The sequence below is a fragment of the Serinicoccus sp. JS2-9 genome (assembly GCF_059025165.1).
The window spans coordinates 2,595,758-2,614,913 of record NZ_CM180091.1 but is presented as its reverse complement, the minus strand read 5'-3'; the positions used below and the strand labels follow the sequence as shown (position 1 = coordinate 2,614,913).

Sequence of the window (19,156 nt, the reverse complement as noted above, 5' to 3'; positions counted from 1 at the left end):
CTCCATCATGACGGGGCACACTGACAGCCATGGCGACACCTGCGACCCGCATCACCGGACTGCTTCTCGCGGCCGGGGCAGGGCGCCGCTACGGCGGCCCCAAGGCATTGGCGCAGACCGACGGCGAGGCGTGGGTGGTGCGGTCGGCGCGCGCGCTGCTGGATGGGGGGTGCGGGGACGTGCTCGTCGTCACCGGCGCCGAGTCCGAGCGCGTCGATGCGGTCCTCGATGATGCGGGTATGCCGCAGGTCGCCACCTCCTTCTGCGGCACGTGGGAGCAGGGCATGGGGGAGTCGCTCAGGGCCGGGCTCACGTCGCTCGTCTCCCGGGGTCGGACCGTGCCTCTCCTCGCCGTGGTGCATCTCGTCGACCTGCCCGACGTGGGCGGCGACGTGGTGGCCCGCCTCATCGACGAAGGAGGGGCGCGCCCCTCGACGCTGGCGCGAGCGGCATACCAGAGCGTGCCGGGTCATCCGGTGGCGCTGGGTCAGGAGCACTGGCAGCCGGTGCTCGCGGATGCGCGCGGAGACTCGGGCGCGCGCGCCTATCTGCGTCGCTCCCGCCCGGCGCTGGTGGAGTGCGGCGACCTGGCGAGCGGTGAGGACGTGGACACGCCAGCGAGCGTGCGCTGACGCCAGATCAGGGGCGCGGGGTCACGGGATCGAGAGGCTGCGCGGCCCCTCCCTCCGTGGTGTGGATCCCCGGCGCAGCCGTGGCAGACAGGGACGCGAAGACCTCGTGCTGTCGCCACAGGAACCCGCGCTCGTCGAGCTTCGTGCGTCGCATCCACCCGGTGAGCTCGGCGTTGCACTTGCTCGCGTTGCAGGAACGGCATGCCGGCACGACGTTGGCCAGCGTGTAGCGGCCACCGCGGGAGATCGGCAGCATCGTGTCCTTCTGCAGGGCACCGTCGGTGGCGCCGCAGTAGGCGCAGCCGCCCCAGGCATCCACGAGCGCGGCCCACTGCTCGGCGGTGAGGTCGTGCTCCACCTTCGCCATCCGCCGGGAGCGGCGGCGGGCATACCTAGCGGTTCTGCTGCGGCTGGGCACGACGTCAGACTAGGGGCGCCTGGCCACGGCGACTCTCGGACGCGCCGCTCACCAGCTGCGGCGCAGCAGCCCGATCGCCTGGGAGAGGTCGAGCCCGGACGCGCGGGCGGCGCGCACGAAGTCCTCGGCGGCGCCGCGGCTGGGCAGAGTCGGGGCGAGTTCGTCGCGCACCAGGGTGCCGCCGCGGCCACGGGTCTCCACGTGCCCCTCCTCCTCGAGCTGCCGGTATGCCTTCGCCACCGTGTTGGGGGCGATGCCCAGGTCGCCGGCGAGCTGGCGCACCGGGGGCAGCTTCTCGCCCGGGACGAGGTCGCCTGCGCGAACGCCGGCCACGACCTGCTCCACGATCTGCTCGAAGACCGGTGTGCTGAGGTCGGGGTCGATCGAGATCAGCATGCGAGCGCCTCCTTGACCGCGGTAGGGATGACCAGGCGAGCCATCCAATAGGCCACCAGGCCGACGACTGCGAGGCTGGTGATCCACCCTGCGAGCTCCAGAGCCAGCGTTGATGCGGATCCCTCGACGAGGGCGATCCACAACGCCCCGCCGACGCTGCACACCGACAGCCACACGGAGCCGGCCAGGTCGCCCAGCACCCTGGCCCGCAGCCACTCCTGCCAGGCTAGGTCGCCCTCGGCTCGAGCGCTGGTGGGGCGGCGCAGCACGGCCACGGCCATGACGGCCACCATCAGCAGCCAGATGGCCCCCACCAGCAGGGCGGCAGGCACCACCCACGCGGCCCCGCCCGGCACCGAGCCGGCGCGCTGGAGCGACCAGGGCACGCAGACCGCCGACACCACGGCCCAGATGGCGAGGGCGACCAGGTGCGCCCGGCCGAGGTAGTGACCGAGCCTGCGTGGCGCAGCCTCGGCCACCCGGCGTCCCGGCACGATCCGGCCACCAGACAGATGACCGGCGACGTTGCCGAGGATGGCTCCGGTGACGAAGCCGAAACCCAGCAGCCCGTAGGTCGACGGCTCGGCAGCGGCCTCCAGGGCGAAGAGCGTCAGCAGGGCTCCGAGCCCCGCCCCCGTGGTCATGAAGATCTGCTGCCGGGCCAGTGCTGCCCGCGCGCGCCCGAGCACCGGGTGATCCGGCTCCCATCCGGCGGCGCGCAGGGGCTGCAGCTGGCGCTGCGCGTCTGAGCGGCGCGTCAGATAGCCGACGAGCGGCACTCCCAGACACATCGCCAGGACGAACCAGAACATGTCCCCATTCCCTTCTGTGTCACTTTTGACTAAGACAATAAGCGCCCTGGCGTCCAGCCCGCAACCACCCGCCATGGACAACGCGGAAGCCGTCCGCAATGCTGGCGCACATGCACGCCGACGCCCTGACCAGCCCGGACACGCTGAGCGCCGCGCTGGCGGAGACGGCATACCTCGCGGACGACGGGCTCGCCACGGTGACGTGGCTGGCCCACACGCTCCAACGGCCGCTGCTTCTGGAAGGGGAGCCCGGGACCGGCAAGACCGCGCTGGCCGAGGCGATCGCGCAGCTGCTGGACGTGCCGTTGATCCGGCTGCAGTGCTACGAGGGGATCGAGGCGAGCCAGGCGCTCTACGACTGGGACTTCCCGCGGCAGATCCTGCACCTGCGCGCGGTCGAGGCGCTCGGGCGGGAGGGGCGGGACGCGGGCGAGCTGGAGGCCGAGCTCTTCGACGAGCGCTTCCTCCAGGCCCGGCCGGTGCTCCGGGCGCTGCGCGAGGCGCCGTGCGTGCTGCTCGTCGACGAGATCGACCGGGCCGACGACGAGTTCGAGGCGTTCCTGCTGGAGGTGCTCTCGACGTGGTCGGTGAGCATCCCCGAGCTCGGCGTGGTCGCGGCCGCGACGCCGCCCTTCGTCGTGCTGACCTCTAACCGCACTCGCGAGCTGCACGACGCGCTCAAGCGGCGCTGCCTCTACCACTGGATCGAGCACCCCGGCCTGGAGCGGGAGCTGGCGATCGTCCGGGCGCGGCTTCCGGAGGTCGAGGAGACGTTGGCGCGGGAGGTGGTGACGCTGGTGCAGCAGGTCCGCTCCGACGACGAGGTCGTCAAACCGCCGGGTGTCGCCGAGACGCTCGACTGGGTGCGTGCTCTGACCGCGCTCGGGCAGAGCCGGCTCGATCCCGAGGTGGCTGCCGCGACGATGGGTGCCGCGGTGAAGTATCGCGAGGACACCGAACGGGTCAGGGTCGCCCTGGACCGAATGCTCACCCGCTGACGGGTATGCCGTGAGCGAACCGTCGGAGCAGGCGCCGGGGTGGAGCGTCGGGCAGACCCTGGGCGGCTTCGCGCGGGCGTGCCGAGCGGCCGGACTGCCCGTCACTGCGGATCGGGAGCGGACCTTCCTCAGAGCCTGTGCCGCAACAGGTCTCGGCGATCGACGAGGCGTCTACTGGGCGGGGCGGGCCACGCTCACCGCGTCGCCGGCGGATCTCGGGGCCTACGACCAGGTGTTCACCGGGTGGTTCGGCGGACGCCCGATGCACTCCGTCAGCTCGCAGGACTCTCCACGGCCGACGACGGTGCAGGCCTCGCTGGAAGAGCCTGGGGGAGACGGGGACTCAGGAGATGAGGAGCAGCAGGTCGTGCGGGCCGCCGCCTCCACAGAGGAGGTGTTGCGCCACCGGGACGTCGCCGGTCTGGCGCCGGCAGACCGGGCCGCCCTGCGCCGACAGTTCGCGACGCTGAAACCGCGGCCACCCACCCGGCCGGCAAGACGTCATACCTCCAGCAGGAGGGGGGAGGTGGACGGTCGGGCCACCGTCCGCGCGCACCTGCGAAACCTGGGGGAGCCCACGCGGATCCGGCTGCGCGACAAGGCGATCCGACGCCGTCGTGTGGTCCTGCTGGTCGACGTCTCTGGCTCGATGAGCGGCTACGCCGATGCCCTGCTCCGGCTGGCCCACACCGTCGTCCAGGCCAGCCCCCACACCACCGAGGTCTTCACGGTGGGCACCCGGCTGACCCACATCACGAGGGCCCTGCGGGAGCGCGATCCGGACCGCGCGCTGCTGGCCGCCGGGGAGACCGTCCCGGACTGGTCCGGCGGCACCCGCCTGGGGCAGGCGGTCGAGGTCTTCCTGCGCCGCTGGGGACGACGCGGGATGGCCCGCGGAGCAGTGGTCGTCATCTTCAGTGACGGCTGGGAGCGGCAGGCCCCCGAGGCGCTGGGGGAGCAGCTGCGGAGGCTGCGCGCCCTGGCCCACCGTGTCATCTGGGTCAATCCGCACCGCGGCAAGGCCGGCTACGAGCCGGTGCAGGCGGGGATCGTCGCGGCGCTCCCGCACGTCGACGAGCTGGTCGCCGGGCACTCGCTCGCCGCCTTCGTGGAAGTGCTCGACCGCATCGCCGAGGCCTGAGCGAGCCTGAGGCGGACAGCGCCCGAGATCGGTCCCGTGAGACTCGGCACCGTCCCCGACTCCCACGGGACGCTCACGCTCGCGAGCTCGGGCGGTGAGCCCTACCCGGCGGCTGTGCCAGGACGGACCGGGACACGCATGACATTCTGAGCCGCATGCGAGACGTCCTGGACCGGTTGCTGCCGTGGTGGGAGTCGGGCGAGACCACAGCGATGGCGACGGTCGTCGGGACGTGGAAGTCGGCGCCCCGGCAGCCGGGTGCCTCGATGCTGGTCGGCGCCGACGGTGAGGCTGTCGGGTCGGTCTCGGGAGGATGCGTGGAGGGGGCCGTCTACGAGCTCGGGCGCGAGGTGATCGCCTCCGGCACTCCCGTCCTGCAGCGGTATGGCGTGTCCGACGACGAGGCGATGGGCGTGGGGCTCACCTGCGGCGGCATCCTCGACATCTACGTCGAGCGGGTCTCACGCGGGGACTTCCGCGAGCTGGGCGAGGTGGCCGCCGACATCGAGGCCCGGCCCGTCGCCGTCGCCACCGTGGTGGCCCATCCGGACGCCGGCCACCTGGGTCGACGCATGGTGGTCCGACCCGAGGGAAAGCCGGTCGGCGGCACGCTGGGGAGCGGCCGCGCCGACGCCGCCGTGGCCGACGACGCCCGCGGCATGCTCGCCCAGGGTCGCACCGCCACCCTGGAGTACGGCCCCGACGGCGAGCGCCGGGGCGAGGGCATGCGCGTGTTCGTCGCGTCCTACGCTCCCCGCCCTCGCATGCTCGTGTTCGGCGCGATCGACTTCGCCGCCGCCGTCGCGCGCATCGGCACCTTCCTCGGCTATCGGGTGACCGTCTGCGACGCGCGCCCGGTCTTCGCCACCGCGAGCCGCTTCCCCGAGGCCGACGAGGTGGTGGTCTCCTGGCCGCACCGGTATGTCGAGGAGCAGGTCGCGCAGGACGCGCTCGACGGTCGCACGGTCGCCTGCGTCCTGACCCACGACCCGAAGTTCGACGTGCCCCTGCTCCAGGTGCTCCTCGGCGACGACGCGCCCGAACTGGCCTACATCGGCGCCATGGGCTCGCGCCGCACCCACGACGACCGGCTGGCCCGACTGCGCGAGGTGGGCGTGACCGACGAGCAGCTCTCCCGTCTCCACAGCCCGATCGGCCTCGACCTGGGGGCACGCACCCCAGAGGAGACGGCCGTGAGCATCGCCTCGGAGATCATCGCCCTGCGCTGGGGCGGCGGCGGCGAACCGCTGCGCGATACGTCCGGCGCCATTCACGCTCACTCCGGCTGAAGATGACACGCCACCGTGGGAGTGGCTTCCCGAGTCCAGCGAGTATTTCCGAAGCCCGGTGCGCCCGCTCAGATGTCAGCGCGGCCTTCTGCGCGCGGTGGACAAGGTGACCGCGCGCCGCTTGATAGAGCAGCACGGCGACACACACTGCGCTCGCGATGCTGAGGGCCACGAACCTCCAGCCCAGAGGCATGGACAGGACGACGCCTACGGCTGCGACGCCGAAGGTTGCCGGCAGGGACCAGTGCGCATGCGTGAGGACGTCGTTGGTGGAGATGGCAGCATACGGGCCTCGAGCGTCGCGAGACATGCTGCGCAGTCTGGGCGGGGGTCCTGCCTGCGCTGATCGGAAATACGTGGCCAGAGGCTCTGGCAGTCCCGCCAGCTCCCTGTCCGCCGACTCCGCCTCCGACGCGGCGCGGTCCAAGGACTGGGCCAGAAGGGGCTGGGTCATCGTGAGCCCGCTCACGATGGATCGCTCGACCACATCCTGTGGGGACATGCCGCGCTCCGCTTCCTCGGACCTCGGCCAGACGAGCAGCCCGACAATCGTTGCTGCGCTGAACACGGTGAAGTCTGACGCCACAAGGACAACACGCATGACTACCGGGATCTCGAGGCCGGACAAAGCAAGCCCGAGCGCCAGTGCCGCGAGGTATCCCGTGGCAGGGATGACGAAGGCCACTCGCGTCCATGGGTGCGCGAGCTCCAACGGATCATCGGTGAACCGCGACGTCAGCCTGTTCCGTACCCAAGCCTGAGCGAGTGCGATCACCGAGAAGGAGATCGCCACCGCCATCGCGACCGACCACGCCCAAACCAATCCCACCTCATGCCCCTCCACCTTCCCCACTCCTTCCACCGTGTCCGTCCCCACTCCTGCACACTCTCAGGAGTCTGCCGCGACGGTCTGACAGGCCCGCGTCCTGCGACAGCGGGCGTGAGGACCTCCTGGTGCTTTCGTCGAAGGCAGCCACAGGCGTACCGCGTGAATTCTCTGGACACCTGTCAGACATCTGTTGCGGAGTGACCTGGGTCACGGCAGGATCGGCAGGGACAATGACGTCCCCAGCTTCCCGACGGGAGAGCCGTATGAAGATCACCGTGAAAGTCGACGGCACCACATACACCGACGAGGTCGAACCCCGCACCCTGCTCGTCTTCTACCTCCGCGAGACCCTCGGCAAGACGGGGACCGTGGTCGGGTGCGACACCAGCAACTGCGGGGCCTGCACGGTGCACCTGGACGGCCGCAGCGTGAAGTCGTGCAACGTGCTCGCGGTCCAGGCCGATGGCCACGAGGTCACGACGATCGAGGGGCTGGCCGACGGGGAGACGCTCACCCCCGTCCAGGAGGCCTTCCGCGACTGCCACGCGCTGCAGTGCGGCTACTGCACCCCCGGCATGATCATGCAGGCCACCGACCTGCTCGAGCACAACCCCCAGCCGACCGAGGCCGAGGTGCGCCAAGGCATGGAGGGCAACCTGTGCCGGTGCACCGGCTACCACAACATCGTCAAGGCGGTGCTCCAGGCCTCGGGCCAGCGGGAGACCGTCGCCACCGGAGGTGAGCAGGCATGACTGCCGTCGACGACAGGCCGGTCACAGACGTCGCTGACGCGCCCACGGGTGAGGTTGGCAAGGACCGCCGCCGCAAGGAGGACCAGCGGCTCATCACCGGCCGCACCAAGTGGACCGACAACCTGCAGCTGCAGGGGATGCTGCACCTGGCCATGGTGCGCAGCCCGGTCGCGCACGCCCGGATCACCGGGGTCGACGCCACGGCGGCGAAGGAGTCGCCGGGCGTCATCGCGGTGCTGACCGGCGAGGACGTCAAGGACGTGCAGGGCAGCCTGCCCTGCGCCTGGCCGATCACCCCCGACCAGAAGGCCCCGCCGCACCCGGCGATCGCCGTGGACCGGGTGTCGTTCTCCGGTGAGATCGTCGCCGTGGTCGCCGCCCGCACCGCCGCGGCGGCACGGGACGCCGCCGAGCTGGTCGACGTCGACTACGACGAGCTCCCCGCCGCGCTCGACCTCAAGGCCGCCGCCGCCGACGAGACCCTGGCCCACCCCGACCTGGGGACCAACCGGTCCGCGACCTGGATCTTCGACTCCGCCGAGGCGGGGACCGGGGAGGACGTCGAGGCAGCGATCCGCGACGCCGACGTGGTCGTCGAGCGGGAGTTCCGCCAGCAGCGGCTCATCCCCGCCTTCATGGAGCCCCGCTCCACCGTCGTCGACCCGACCGGCGAGCAGTTCGTCATGTGGTCCGCGACCCAGGTGCCGCACATCCTGCGCCTCATGCTCGCCATGACCCTCGGTGTCGACGAGGGCAAGGTGCGCGTCATCGCGCCCGACGTGGGCGGAGGCTTCGGCGGCAAGCTGCAGGTCACCCCGGAGGAGGTCATCACCTTCCTGGTGGCGCGGCATACCGGCAAGCCCTGCAAGTGGACCGAGACGCGCAGCGAAAGCCTGCTCTCCGCCCACCACGGGCGCGACCAGTGGCAGAAGCTCACGCTCGCGGCGAAGCAGGACGGCACCGTGACCGGCCTCAAGGTCGAGCTGCTCGCCGACATGGGCGCCTACCTCGGCCTCGTCACGCCAGGTGTGCCGATCCTCGGCGCGTTCATGTTCAACTCGATCTACAAGTTCCCCGCCTACCACTTCGCCTGCACCAACGTCTTCACCAACAAGACGTGGACCGACGCCTACCGCGGTGCGGGGCGACCGGAGGCGACCTTCGCCATCGAGCGGATCATGGACGAGCTCGCGCTCGAGCTCGGCCGCGACCCGATGGAGGTCCGGGAGCAGAACTGGATCACCCACGACGAGTTCCCGTTCACCACGGTGTGCGGGCTGGAGTACGACTCGGGCAACTACGAGGCGGCCACCGAGCGCGCCAAGGAACTCTTCGGGTATGACGAGCTCCGGGCCGAGCAGCAGCAGCGGCGGGAGAGCGGCGACCGGGTGCAGCTCGGTCTCGGCATCTCGACGTTCACCGAGATGTGCGGTCTGGCGCCCTCGCGGGTGCTGGGCTCGCTCGACTACGGCGCCGGCGGCTGGGAGCACGCGTCCGTGCGGATGCTGCCGACCGGCAAGGTCGAGGTCATCACCGGTTCCTCCGCCCACGGGCAGGGGCACGAGACGGCCTGGAGCCAGATCGTCGCCGACCAGCTCGGCGTGCCCTTCGAGGACGTCGAGGTGCTGCATGGGGACACCCAGATCAGCCACAAGGGCCTGGACACCTACGGCTCCCGCTCCCTCGTGGTCGGCGGGCAGGCGGTGATCAACGCCGCCAAGAAGGTGATCGAGAAGGCCAAGCCGCTCGCGGCATACCAGCTCGAGGCCAACGTCGACGACCTGGAGTTCGCAGACGGGAAGTTCACCGTCAAGGGTGCCGGCGCCGACCAGGAGGGCATCGGACTCGCGGGGCTGGCGCTCGCCGTCTTCGCCGCGCACGACCTGCCCGACGGCATGGAGCCGAGCCTGGACGCCGACGCCACCTTCGACCCGGTCAACTTCTCCTTCCCGCACGGCACCCACCTGTGCGCGATGGAGATCGACACGGAGACCGGCGCGTCGACGATGCGCAAGTACGTCTGCGTCGACGACATCGGCAACGTCGTCAACCCGCTCATCGTCGAGGGCCAGGTGCACGGCGGGCTGGTCCAGGGCATCGCCCAGGCGCTGTGGGAGGAGGCGGTGTATGACGATCAGGGCACCCTGGTCTCCGGCTCGTTCGTGGACTACACCCTGCCGACGACCGCCGACACGATCAACTTCGTGACCGACCGCACCACCTCGCCCGCGACGTCCAACGACCTCGGCGTCAAGGGCGTCGGCGAGGCGGGCTGCATCGCCTCCACCCCGGCGGTGGTCAACGCCGTGCTCGACGCGATCCGGCAGTTCGGCGTCGACGACATCCTCATGCCGTGCACGCCGGAGCGGGTGTGGCGAGCCATCCAGGATGGGAACGCTGGTGCGCGGAGCGAGACCGCGGAGGACGCCGCCGGCCACTTCGCCGAGGGCGAGCCCAACCAGGACGATCCGGGCACCACGGCCGGTGCTGAGCAGGAAGGCGGTCAGGCATGATCCCCGCAGAGTTCGACTACGCCGCCCCGTCGACGGTCGACGAGGCGCTCGGCCTGCTGGCCGAGCACGGCGACGAGGCCAAGGTGATGTCCGGCGGGCAGTCGCTGCTGCCGGTGCTGCGGATGCGGCTTAACGCGCCGGGGATCATCGTCGACATCTCCGGCATCGAAGAGATCAAGGGGGTCACCGACACCGGTGACGCCATCCGGATCGGCGCGGGGGCGACATACCAGGACGTCCTCGACTCCGACCTGGTCTCCGAGCACCTGGAGCTGCTCCACGACGCCCTCTCCGAGGTCGCCGACGCGCAGATCCGGCACCGCGGCACGGTCTGCGGTGCGCTGGTGCACGCCGACCCGGCCGGGGACGTCGGAGCCCCCGTGCTGGCGCTCGATGCCCGCATGGTCATCCGCGGTCAGGACGGAGAGCGCACCGTCGAGGGGAGCGACTTCTTCGTCGACCTCTTCGAGACCGCCGTCGGTGAGGACGAGCTCCTCGTCGCCGTCGAGATCCCCAAGCACACCGGGTGGGGCGCGCACTACGAGAAGTTCGTGCGGGTCTCGCACCAGTGGGCGATCATCGGCATCGCGGCGGCCGTGCGCGTCGAGAACGGCACCATCGCCGAGGCGAAGGTCGGGCTGACGAACATGGGCGCGACCCCGCTGCGTGCCAGTGGCGTCGAGCAGGCGCTCGTCGGCAAGGAGGCCACGGCAGACGCGATCGCCGAGGTGTGCGCCCAGGTGGGCGAGGGCACCGACCCGCCCTCGGACCTCAACGGCCAGGCCGACTACCGCAAGCACGTCGCTGGGGTGCTGACCCGGCGCGCGGTGCTCGCTGCGGCAGGGGCGTGACGCGATGGCGATGGAGCTGCACCACACCTTCACCGTCGACGCCTCGCCCGAGGACACCTGGGCGCTGCTCATGAATCTCGAGGAGGTCGGCAACTGCTTCCCCGGCGCGACCGTCACCTCGGCGACCGAGGAGGCCTTCACCGGCAACGTCAAGGTCAAGCTGGGGCCGATCGGCGTCACCTACCAGGGCGAGGGCAAGTTCCTGGAGCGCGACGACGAGGCGCATCGGGCGGTGATCGAGGGCCTCGGCAAGGGTATGCGCGGTCTCGGCAACGCGTCGGCGACCGTCACCCTGGAGCTGGAGCCGGAGGGGTCGGGCACCAAGGCCGACGTCACGACCTTGATGAACATCACCGGCAAGCCCGCGCAGTTCGGCCGGGGTGTTATGCAGAGCGTCTCGGACAAGCTGCTCGGCCAGTTCGTCGAGTGCATCGAGGGCAAGCTCGCCGGGATGAGCCGCGCGTGAGCGACGAGCCTGGTGCCGAGGCGGTGCCTGCCGACGGCATGCACCGCCTCGGCGCGGGCGGCGCCGGTGACCAGTGGCAGCGCGCCCGCTCCACGTGCACCGCCTGCGGCAGCCACCAGCTCCTCGACGAGGGATTCCTCGCCGACACCGGGGAAGGCGCCAAGGGGTATGTCCGCTGGGTCGCCGGGGCGCGCGACACCGGCCTGTTCGGTGGCTGGAGCTCGATGGGCTCCGAGCGCGTCCTGGTGCGCGCCTTCCGGTGCCGCGAGTGTCGCCACCTGGAGCTCTTCGCGGAGGAGCATGAGTGAGCCGCACGCCGGTCCCGTCCCTGTGGGGAGCGGCGGACGAGATCCCGAGATCGACTGAGGATGCACGGCATACCCGTGAGGATCGGTCCACCTGGACCGATCCTCCCCGGGCTGCCCAGTCCCGGGCTGGTTAGTGTGGCGTCATGCCCTCGACCCAACACGACCTCAACCCCTCCAGCACCGCCGAGGAGGAGGCGGTCCGGATCTGCAAGGAGCTCATCCGGATCGACACGAGCAACTATGGCGACGGCAGCGGGCCGGGGGAGCGCGCCGCTGCGGAGTATGTCGTGGAGCTGCTCCGTGAGGTGGGTCTCGATCCTCAGGTGACGGCTCCGGCCGACCACCCGGAGCGGGTCAGCGTGGTGGTGCGGACTCCAGGTCGGGACAGCTCTCGTCCCGGCCTGGTGCTCCACGGTCACCTCGACGTCGTGCCCGCCGAGGCCAAGGACTGGTCCGTCGACCCGTTCGCCGCCGAAGAGAAGGACGGCATGATCTGGGGTCGCGGGGCGGTCGACATGAAGGACATGGACGCCATGCTGCTGGCCACGCTGCGGCAGCTCGCGCGGTCGGGCGAGAAGCCACCGCGCGACATCGTGTGGGCCTTCTTCGCCGACGAGGAGGCCGGGGGCACGAAGGGCGCGGGGCACGTCGTCGCCGAGCACCCCGAATGGTTCGAGGGCTGCACCGAGGCGATCAGCGAGGTCGGTGGCTTCAGCATCACCCTCCCGGACCACGCGACCGGGGCGCCGACACGGGCATACCTGCTGCAGACGGCGGAGAAGGGCATCGCGTGGCTCCGGCTGCATGCCCAGGGGCGCGCCGGCCACGGCTCCGTGCCCAACCCCGAGAACGCCATCGTCCGGCTGGCCGAGGCGATCGCCCGCATCGACGCCCACACCTGGCCACGGACCTACATCGCCTCCGTGCGTGAGCTCTTCGACGGGGTCGCGCAGGTCACCGGTGAGCCGTGGAGCGAGGAGTCGATCGAGGAGGTGCTGCAGCGCCTGGGTGGCGCGCGGCGCTTCGTCGAGGGGACGCTGCAGGACACCTCGAACTTCTCGATGCTGGACTCGGGCTACAAGATGAACGTCGTCCCGCAGACCGCCTCCGCATCGCTGGACTGCCGCTTCCTCCCCGGGCACGAGGACGAGTTGCTCGACACCGTCCGCGAGCTGGCAGGTGAGCACGTCGAGGTGGAGATCGAGCACAAGGACGTCGCGCTGGAGGCTCCGAGCAGTGGGGAGCTCGTCGACTCGATGAAGCGAGCGCTGCTCAAGGAGGACCCCGGCGCCCACGTCCTGCCCTACTGCCTGTCCGGCGGCACCGACAACAAGCACCTGTCGCGGCTCGGTATCACCGGCTACGGCTTCGCGCCGCTGCGCCTGCCGGAGGACCTCGACTTCGTCGGGATGTTCCACGGGGTCGACGAGCGGGTGCCGGTCGACGCGATCCGCTTCGGCACCCGCGTCCTGGGCCAGCTGGTCGCCGACTGCTAGCCGCAGAGCTCGTGGCCGGTCACGGCATACCGCGCGGTCGGTCGAGGCATATCGCGCGGTCGGTCGAGGCATACCGCGCGGTCGGTCACGAAATACCGCGCGGCCGGTCACGGCATATCGCGCGGCCAGTCGGGGATGGAGGGGGTGGGGTCAGGCGGTGCGGCGCACGCGGATGATCTTGCGGCGCAGCATGACCTTGCGAACGCCGCCGAGGTAGACCCGGACGCGGGCTAGCTCCCAGGCGCCGTACTCGGCATGCTCGGTCAGGGCCTGACGCACCTCACCCCGGCCCTGGTCGCGGTGGAAGGTGAGCTCGCGGTACTCGTACTCGACCATCGAGCGACAGCATAGGCACCTGCGCGTCGCGACGTGGAAAAACCGCGCCGCCGGAGCCACTTTCGCGCTACCGTCACCTCATGACCGCTGACCCCCGTGCAGCCCTGTCCACCCTCGTCGCCGCCCTCCAGACACATCTGGAGACTGCAGCGGTCAGCCGCGGCGACGACGACCCCGCGGTCGTCGAGGCCTACGAGCGCATCGCCGAGGCCTTCACCGCCTACGACGACGCCCTCATGGACGCCTTCGGCGAGGTGACGCCGCTGGAGGTCTACGACGACGACCTCGCCTCCGAGAGCGAGGACGACGATGACGAGGAGGACGACGACGACCTCGATGAGGATGACGAGGACGACGACGACCTCGATGACGATGACGATGACGATGACGATGACCTCGATGAGGACGACGACGAGGACGACGACATCGACCTGATCGACGACGACGAAGAGGTCGAGGCGGACGAGCAGTATCTGGGCCTCGACGACGAGGACGACGACGTCGACGAGTCTCCGAGGACCTGACGGGGTGCGGCTCGGACTCAGCTGCGGCTTCTGGGGGCAGGGCCGCGACGCGGACAACCTCGCGCTGGTGCGGCGCGCCGACGAGCTCGGCGTCGACGTCGCCTGGGTCGCCGAGGCCTATGGCCCGGACGCGGTGAGCATCCTCGGCTTCCTCGCGGCGCAGACCGAACGCATCGGCCTCGGCGCGGGGGTGCTGCAGATCCCAGGACGCAGTCCGGCCGCCACCGCCATGGCCAGCGTCAGCCTGGACAGTCTGTCCGGCGGTCGCTTTCGCCTCGGCCTCGGCGTGAGCGGACCCCAGGTCTCCGAGGGCTGGCACGGCGTCCGCTTCGCCAAGCCGCTGGCCCGCACCCGCGAGTACGCCAGCATCGTGCGCACCGCGCTGCGGCACCGACCGGTCGTCTTCGACGGAGAGCACTTCACGCTGCCGCTGCCGGACGGCCCGGGCAAGCCGCTGCGCCTCACCCACGCGCACCGACCCCAGGTGCCGATCTACCTCGCGGCCGTCGGCCCGAAGAACCTCGAGCTCGCGGGGGAGATCGCCGACGGGTGGCTCGGGGTCTTCGTGGCCCCGGACTTCTTCGCCGAGCAGCGGGCCCACCTGCGGGCGGGCCTGGACCAGCGGGCCGAGCCGCCACCGAACCCGTTCGAGAGCGATGCGACCGTCGCCCTGGCGGTCGGTGACGATCTCGAGGCCTGCGCCCGCACGGTCAGCCCCTACCCGGCGCTCTACGTCGGGGGCATGGGCAGCAAGGAGCAGAACTTCTACAACCAGCTCGCCTGCCGGATGGGCTACGAGGCCGAGGCGGCCCGGGTGCAGGAGCTCTACCTCGCCCGGAAGTGGGCGGAGGCCGCCGAGGCCCTGCCCGCTCAGTTCGTCGACGACACCAGCCTGCTCGGTGACGTCGACCGCATCACCGAGCGCATGCGTCGCTATCGCGATGCCGGCATCACCACCCTGACCGTCGCGCCCTGGGGCGCCGACCTCGACGCCCGGATGGCTGGGCTCGAGGCCGCGGTCGAGGCGCATTCCCGCCTCGAGACCGCACCGGAGCCTGCTGAAGGAGCCTCCTGATGGCGATCTGCATCCTGGTGCGGCACGGGCGGACCCAGGCGAACGCCGACGGGGTCCTCGCGGGCTGGAGCCCGGGGATCGGACTGGACGAGAAGGGGGGCGAGCAGGCCCGCTCGGCCGGTGCTCGCCTGGCCGGCGTGTCGCTAGCCGCGGTGGTCGCCAGCCCGCTGCAACGCTGCCAGGAGACCGCGGCTGCGGTGCTCGCCGCACAGCCAGCAGGGCGAGAGGTGGCACGGCATACCGAGGAGGCCCTGGGCGAGGCGCGCTACGGCGCGTGGACGGGGCGACCCCTCAAGGAACTCGCTGGGGAGCCGTTGTGGACGCAGGTCCAGGACCAGCCCTCCGCCGTGACCTTCCCGGTCGACGACGTCTTCGCGCACGAGTCGATGGGCCAGATGGCCGCGCGGGCGACCGAGGCGATCCGCTCCTGGGACGGCCGGGTCGAGGCCCAGCACGGGCCGGGCGCCGTCTGGGTCGCGGTCAGCCACGGTGACGTCATCAAGGCCGTGCTCGCCGATGCTCTCGCGACGCCGCTGGACGAATTCCAGCGCATCGTCGTCGATCCGGCCTCGCTGAGCATCGTCCACCGGACCTCTCGCCGGCCCTTCGTGCTGCGCACCAACGACACGGGGACCGACCCCGTCGACCTCGGCGGTCTGGTGGCGCGCCTCACCGCCGAGGGCGCCTCCGGCGACGCGGACGTCGGCGGCGGCTCGGGTCAGGCGGGGTCGACGCCGTCGGCGACGTAGGCTGAGGGCATGTCCGAGCACGTCTTCGATCCGCCGGAGCGCTGCGTCGCCGGCAGCGTGGGCCCACCCGGCCAGCGCACCTTCTTCATCCAGGCCACTGAGGGCTCCCGCGTCATGACCGTGTCGCTGGAGAAGGAGCAGGTCAGGCTACTTGGTGAGTCACTCGCCGAGATGCTCGACGACGTGGCCGGTCCCGACGGCAGCGAGGACGCGGCCGGTTCCTTCACCGACAACGCGCCCCTCGACACCCCGATCGAGGACGACTTCCGGGTGCAGCGACTGTCCGTGGCGTGGGAGGCGGGGCGGCGCAAGGTCGTGCTGGAGGCCTTCGACCGCCCCAGCGTCGACGATCTCGCCGAGTTGGAGAGCGAGGCCGAGTCGGACCAGGCGGTGGAGTTTCCCTGGTCGGGTATGCCGCCGCAGTCGTTGCGGGTGGTCCTTGCCCCGGGCCCGGCGCGGGCGTTCGCGCTGCGCTGCACCTCCTCGATCGAGGGTGGGCGGCCCTCCTGCCCCTTCTGCGGGCAGCCCCTGGACCCCTCGGGCCACATCTGCCCCCGCGCCAACGGCTACCGCCGCTGACGTGCAGGACGACGCGGCGCTCGCGCTGCTGCAGACCGCGACGATCGAGCCGATCGGGGTCCTGACGCAGGCCTCCAACCTTACCCTCCTCGTCGACCTGTTGGACGGTGCGGGAGAGGAGACGGGGCACCGAGCCGTGCACAAGCCGGCCCGCGGCGAGCGGCCGCTGCACGACTTCCCACCCGGGAGCCTCGCCGCCCGGGAGGCGGCGGCCTACGTGATCTCCCGGGTCGGGGGCTTCGACCTGGTGCCGCCGACCGTGCTGCGTGACGGCCCGCTCGGCAGGGGCTCGCTGCAGTTGTGGGTCGAGCAGGAGCCGGAGCGGCTGGCCGACCCGGCGGCCGGTCTGGTGGAGGTCATGGCTTCCGAGGAGCTGCCGCCCGGCTGGCGAGCGGTGGTCAGCGGGGAAGCGGAGGACGGCGCGGCGGTGCTCGTGGCCCACGCCGACGATCCGGCGCTGCGCACGATGGCCACCCTCGACGTGGTGCTCAACAACGCCGACCGCAAGGCGGCGCACCTGACGCTCGACACCCGGTCGCGCCTGCGCGGCTTCGACCACGGCCTGGCGCTGCACGAGGACGACAAGCTGCGGACGGTGCTGTGGGGCTTCGCCGGCGAGCCGGTGGCACCGGACGACCTGGCGCGGCTCGAGCGGCTGACTGCAGCCCTGGACCGGGTGGGGGCGACGCCCAGCCCGACCGGGCACCACCCGGAGGAGCCGGTCCCGGCGGGTGACGCGGCCCGGCTGGGCGAGCTGCTGTCGGTGCCCGAGGTCGTGGCGCTGCGTCGACGGGTGGCGAATCTGCTCGCGGCCGGGGTGCTTCCGATGCCCCCGCAGGAGCGATATCCCCTGCCCTGGCCGCTCTGGTAGGACTCGCCCCATGCCGGCGACCCTGGGCCGTCAACGCGTCGCAGGGGCGTCGCTCGGGACGGTCGGGGCCGACAGTTAGGCTCGCCGCTGTGAAGACCTGGTCGACCACCGACGTCCCCCGCCTCTCGCTCGACCACGACGGCTCGGTCGTGCGGGTGCACGACACGGCGACCGGCGAGCAGGTGCCTGTCGACGGGCAGGACGGCACCGCGCGCCTCTACGTCTGCGGCATCACGCCCTATGACGCGACCCACCTGGGGCACGCCGCGACCTACGTGACCTTCGACGTGCTCCAGCGGGTCTGGCGCGACGCCGGGCTCGACGTCACCTACGTCCAGAACGTCACCGACGTGGACGAGCCGCTGCTGGAGCGGGCCGAGCGCGACGGCGTCGGCTGGGATGAGCTGGCGGCGCGGGAGATCGAGCTGTTCTTCTCCGACATGGAGGCACTCCGGGTGCTGCCTCCCGACCACTACGTCGGCGCCGTCGAGGGGATCCCCGACGACGTGACGGCGGTGGAGCGGCTGCTCGCGGCAGGCACGGCATACCGCGTCGACGTCCCCGACGACCAGGTGACCGTCGCCGGGGCCGAGCGCCGCGATGTCTACCTCGACCTGTCGACGCAGCCCAGCTTCGGCGCGGTCTCGGGCTGGAGCCGCGAGGAGATGCTGGAGGTCTTCTCCGAGCGCGGCGGCGACCCTGAGCGCCCGGGGAAGCGCGACCCCCTCGACCCGCTGCTCTGGCGCGCCGGACGCGAGGGCGAACCGCACTGGGACGGCGCTTCGCTGGGGCAGGGTCGACCGGGCTGGCACATCGAGTGCTCCACGATCGCCCAGCGCTACCTCGGGCCGGCCTTCGACGTGCAGGGCGGGGGCACCGACCTCGTCTTCCCGCACCACGAGATGAGCGCGGTGCAGGCCGCGGCGCTGTGCGGCGACGACTGCTTCGCCCGGGCCTACGTCCACCAGGCCATGGTCGGACTCGACGGCGAGAAGATGAGCAAGAGCAGGGGCAACCTGGTGCTCGTCTCCCGGCTGCGGTCCACCGGGGTCGACCCGATGGCGATCCGCCTGGCCCTGCTCGCCCAGCACTACCGCACCGAGTGGCAGTGGACCGACGGCTTGCTGCGGGAGGCGCAGGACCGGCTCTTGCTCTGGCAGCACGCCGCGGACATGGCCGCGCACGACTCGATCACCACGCTGGGTCGGCAGACCGTCACGCAGATGCGCGCGAGGATCGCCGACGACCTCGACACGCCGGGCGCGCTGGCGGCGGTGGACGCCTGGGCGACCAATGTGGCCGCCGGGGAGCCCGCCTCAGGCCTCGTGGTCGCGGCCGTCGACGCCCTGCTCGGGGTGCAGCTCTGAGCCCAGCTGCCGGACCACGGCACCGAGGTCGCCGAGGGTCAGCCCAGCGAGGGTGCCGGTGTGCAGGGCGCCGGGGATCTCGGGCACGGGGACGGTATGCGGCACCACCAGCGTCGGCACGCCGGCGCCGGTCGCGGCGGTCGCACCGGTGGGGGAGTCCTCGATCGCGATCGCGTGCGCGGGGTCGACGCCCAGTCGGCGGGTCGCCTCCACGTAGGCCTCGGGGTGCGGCTTGCCACGGCTCACCTGGTCACCGGTCACGACCGCGGCGAAGGTGCCCTCGGGCAGCTGCTGCACGAGCACGTCGGCCAGCTCGGTCCACGACATCGTGACCAGGGCGCTCGGCACGCCGGCGGCCCCGACCGCGGCGAGCAGTCCGCGCGCGCCCGGGCGCCAGGGGACGTGCTGACGCATCCGGTCCACGACGGCGGACAAGAGGTGGCGCACGACCTCCTCCGGGGTGCCCTGCACCGGCGTGCGCTCCAGGATCATCCGGGCCGAGGTGAGCAGGTCCTGGCCGACGAGATCGTGCGCGTCGGCGTCGGACCAGGTCCCGCCGGCGGCCTCGACGAGGAGGTACTCCTCGGCGATCCAGTAGGGCTCGGTGTCCACGATCGTGCCGTCCATGTCCCAGAGCACGGCGGCGGGCAGGTCTGTCCGGTGCTGGTCGTGGCGCGTCACCCGGCCCACGCTATCGGTCGACACGTAGGGTGGTCGCACGCCGACGAGCACGCGGGGCCCGAGGAAGGTGAGA

At 71.5% G+C, this 19,156-nt stretch carries 21 protein-coding genes; 16 read left to right on the top strand and 5 right to left on the bottom strand.

Going from position 1 to position 19,156, the window contains the following annotated elements:
* Positions 1–29 precede the first annotated feature (29 nt).
* Positions 30–632, top strand: a complete 603-nt coding sequence (locus AC5PYY_RS12670) for a nucleotidyltransferase family protein (RefSeq protein WP_493897166.1) — start codon at positions 30–32, stop codon at positions 630–632.
* Between the two features lie 7 nt (positions 633–639).
* Here the strand turns inward: AC5PYY_RS12670 and AC5PYY_RS12665 are convergent, their stop codons facing one another.
* From AC5PYY_RS12665 to AC5PYY_RS12655, 3 genes are read right to left on the bottom strand one after another with little or no spacing between them, the layout of a single operon-like run.
* The gene (locus tag AC5PYY_RS12665; RefSeq protein ID WP_493897165.1) at positions 640–1,050 is read right to left on the bottom strand and encodes an HNH endonuclease; all 411 of its coding nucleotides are present in this window, start codon (positions 1,048–1,050) and stop codon (positions 640–642) included.
* Positions 1,051–1,098: 48 nt separating this feature from the next.
* Positions 1,099–1,446 (bottom strand): GntR family transcriptional regulator, encoded by a 348-nt coding sequence (locus AC5PYY_RS12660; RefSeq protein ID WP_493897164.1) that lies wholly within the window; start codon positions 1,444–1,446, stop codon positions 1,099–1,101.
* Entirely contained in the window at positions 1,440–2,258 is an 819-nt protein-coding gene (locus AC5PYY_RS12655) for a hypothetical protein (RefSeq protein WP_493897163.1), read from the bottom strand. The genes AC5PYY_RS12660 and AC5PYY_RS12655 overlap by 7 nt, the downstream gene beginning before the upstream one ends.
* Positions 2,259–2,368: 110 nt before the next feature.
* Between AC5PYY_RS12655 and AC5PYY_RS12650 the strand changes: the two genes are divergently transcribed.
* The 9 genes from AC5PYY_RS12650 (at position 2,369) to AC5PYY_RS12610 (ending at position 12,901) form a co-directional block, all read left to right on the top strand.
* On the top strand, positions 2,369–3,256 hold the full coding sequence (locus AC5PYY_RS12650) for an AAA family ATPase (RefSeq protein WP_493897162.1): 888 nt from the start codon (positions 2,369–2,371) through the stop codon (positions 3,254–3,256).
* A 10-nt stretch (positions 3,257–3,266) separates the two neighbouring features.
* The gene (locus AC5PYY_RS12645) at positions 3,267–4,397 is read left to right on the top strand and encodes a vWA domain-containing protein (RefSeq protein WP_493897161.1); all 1,131 of its coding nucleotides are present in this window, start codon (positions 3,267–3,269) and stop codon (positions 4,395–4,397) included.
* Between the two features lie 155 nt (positions 4,398–4,552).
* A complete protein-coding gene (locus AC5PYY_RS12640; protein WP_493897160.1) occupies positions 4,553–5,686 on the top strand; it encodes an XdhC family protein in 1,134 nt (377 codons plus the stop codon).
* 1,092 nt (positions 5,687–6,778) lie between these two features.
* Positions 6,779–7,267 carry a (2Fe-2S)-binding protein gene (locus tag AC5PYY_RS12635; protein WP_493897159.1) on the top strand — a complete coding sequence of 163 codons (489 nt, stop codon included), beginning with the start codon at positions 6,779–6,781 and terminating at the stop codon, positions 7,265–7,267.
* Positions 7,264–9,780, top strand: coding sequence for a xanthine dehydrogenase family protein molybdopterin-binding subunit (locus tag AC5PYY_RS12630; protein ID WP_493897158.1), 2,517 nt, complete (start codon positions 7,264–7,266; stop codon positions 9,778–9,780). The genes AC5PYY_RS12635 and AC5PYY_RS12630 overlap by 4 nt, the downstream gene beginning before the upstream one ends.
* Positions 9,777–10,631 carry an FAD binding domain-containing protein gene (locus AC5PYY_RS12625; protein ID WP_493897157.1) on the top strand — a complete coding sequence of 285 codons (855 nt, stop codon included), beginning with the start codon at positions 9,777–9,779 and terminating at the stop codon, positions 10,629–10,631. The genes AC5PYY_RS12630 and AC5PYY_RS12625 overlap by 4 nt, the downstream gene beginning before the upstream one ends.
* A gap of 10 nt (positions 10,632–10,641) precedes the next feature.
* Positions 10,642–11,097: an SRPBCC family protein gene (locus AC5PYY_RS12620; protein ID WP_493897156.1), complete on the top strand. Its 456-nt coding sequence runs from the start codon at positions 10,642–10,644 to the stop codon at positions 11,095–11,097.
* Positions 11,094–11,405, top strand: coding sequence for a hypothetical protein (locus AC5PYY_RS12615; RefSeq protein WP_493897155.1), 312 nt, complete (start codon positions 11,094–11,096; stop codon positions 11,403–11,405). The genes AC5PYY_RS12620 and AC5PYY_RS12615 overlap by 4 nt, the downstream gene beginning before the upstream one ends.
* A 143-nt stretch (positions 11,406–11,548) precedes the next feature.
* Positions 11,549–12,901, top strand: coding sequence for a M20/M25/M40 family metallo-hydrolase (locus AC5PYY_RS12610; RefSeq protein WP_493897154.1), 1,353 nt, complete (start codon positions 11,549–11,551; stop codon positions 12,899–12,901).
* Positions 12,902–13,051: 150 nt separating this feature from the next.
* Here the strand turns inward: AC5PYY_RS12610 and AC5PYY_RS12605 are convergent, their stop codons facing one another.
* Positions 13,052–13,237 carry a DUF5703 family protein gene (locus tag AC5PYY_RS12605; RefSeq protein WP_493897153.1) on the bottom strand — a complete coding sequence of 62 codons (186 nt, stop codon included), beginning with the start codon at positions 13,235–13,237 and terminating at the stop codon, positions 13,052–13,054.
* An 80-nt stretch (positions 13,238–13,317) separates the two neighbouring features.
* On the opposite strand from AC5PYY_RS12605, the gene AC5PYY_RS12600 reads away from it, so the two are divergent.
* From AC5PYY_RS12600 to mshC, 6 genes are all read left to right on the top strand, one after another.
* Positions 13,318–13,761, top strand: coding sequence for a hypothetical protein (locus AC5PYY_RS12600; RefSeq protein WP_493897152.1), 444 nt, complete (start codon positions 13,318–13,320; stop codon positions 13,759–13,761).
* A 4-nt stretch (positions 13,762–13,765) separates the two neighbouring features.
* Positions 13,766–14,836: an LLM class F420-dependent oxidoreductase gene (locus tag AC5PYY_RS12595; RefSeq protein WP_493897151.1), complete on the top strand. Its 1,071-nt coding sequence runs from the start codon at positions 13,766–13,768 to the stop codon at positions 14,834–14,836.
* Positions 14,836–15,585, top strand: coding sequence for an MSMEG_4193 family putative phosphomutase (locus AC5PYY_RS12590; RefSeq protein WP_493897150.1), 750 nt, complete (start codon positions 14,836–14,838; stop codon positions 15,583–15,585). The genes AC5PYY_RS12595 and AC5PYY_RS12590 overlap by 1 nt, the downstream gene beginning before the upstream one ends.
* A 9-nt stretch (positions 15,586–15,594) precedes the next feature.
* The gene (locus AC5PYY_RS12585) at positions 15,595–16,164 is read left to right on the top strand and encodes a DUF3090 family protein (RefSeq protein ID WP_493897149.1); all 570 of its coding nucleotides are present in this window, start codon (positions 15,595–15,597) and stop codon (positions 16,162–16,164) included.
* A 1-nt stretch (position 16,165) separates the two neighbouring features.
* A complete protein-coding gene (locus AC5PYY_RS12580) occupies positions 16,166–17,035 on the top strand; it encodes an SCO1664 family protein (RefSeq protein WP_493897148.1) in 870 nt (289 codons plus the stop codon).
* Positions 17,036–17,124: 89 nt separating this feature from the next.
* Positions 17,125–18,402: a cysteine--1-D-myo-inosityl 2-amino-2-deoxy-alpha-D-glucopyranoside ligase gene (gene mshC / locus AC5PYY_RS12575; RefSeq protein ID WP_493897147.1), complete on the top strand. Its 1,278-nt coding sequence runs from the start codon at positions 17,125–17,127 to the stop codon at positions 18,400–18,402.
* Here mshC and AC5PYY_RS12570 read toward each other — a convergent pair.
* Complete coding sequence (locus AC5PYY_RS12570) at positions 18,352–19,083, bottom strand: HAD family hydrolase (protein ID WP_493897146.1); 732 nt, start codon at positions 19,081–19,083, stop codon at positions 18,352–18,354. The two genes, mshC and AC5PYY_RS12570, sit on opposite strands and share 51 nt — an antisense overlap.
* Positions 19,084–19,156 lie beyond the last annotated feature (73 nt).